Below are 610 nucleotides of genomic sequence, written 5' to 3' on the forward strand. Positions count from 1 at the left end.
TCATCTGTACCAAAGTCGAGCATTGCACCGTACAGCGTATTGGCATATAAAGCAGCATCAGAAGCAGAAATCGTCAGGTTTTGCCTGTCGATAACTGTATCCTTTATTGATGGAGCAACCCTTGATGAAGTGCCATCAGGATTCTTTTTAAACAATAGCTTCTTAACAGCGTAAATACCGATTCCAACCCCCAAAATGGGCAATCCGTATTTAATGCCGTTGGCTATTAATGTTGCTTTATTTACTGGTGGTAACTGTTGCACGGTGCTGTAATTTTAGATGTATCGTAATGCGGTCTTTACAATTTTTGGGTTCTTGGCAACCTTGGTCAGAAGCTTAATCATGTCCTGTTGCTCAACTTTGTTGACTGCATTTTGCAAAAGGTTTCCTACTTGCTGAACTACTTCGGTACTGTCAGCTTCAATGGTGATTCCTACTTTAAACTTTCTCATAATCGTATGTTTTAATCGTTATCTAAATCCTCGTTATCAAACTCTGAGTTCTCCGGTTCCTGTTCTGATATGCCATTCACGGCTTGGTTCAGGAACAGGAGGGTTTTATTAATCAGCTCCGCTTTGTCAAGGCATAAGCCAACGATGTTTGCAATCTT

2 protein-coding genes are annotated in these 610 nt (G+C 40.7%); both read right to left on the bottom strand.

The window, feature by feature from the left end:
• Window positions 1–263, bottom strand: a 263-nt coding sequence (locus KEM10_RS24010; protein ID WP_212221007.1) for a hypothetical protein, incomplete at its 3' end; no start/stop codon positions are given.
• Window positions 264–275: 12 nt separating this feature from the next.
• Window positions 276–452 (bottom strand): hypothetical protein, encoded by a 177-nt coding sequence (locus KEM10_RS24015; RefSeq protein WP_170154413.1) that lies wholly within the window; start codon window positions 450–452, stop codon window positions 276–278.
• Window positions 453–610 lie beyond the last annotated feature (158 nt).

It is taken from the genome of Carboxylicivirga linearis (assembly GCF_018271995.1).
GTDB classification, from domain to species: Bacteria; Bacteroidota; Bacteroidia; order Bacteroidales; family Marinilabiliaceae; genus Carboxylicivirga; species Carboxylicivirga linearis.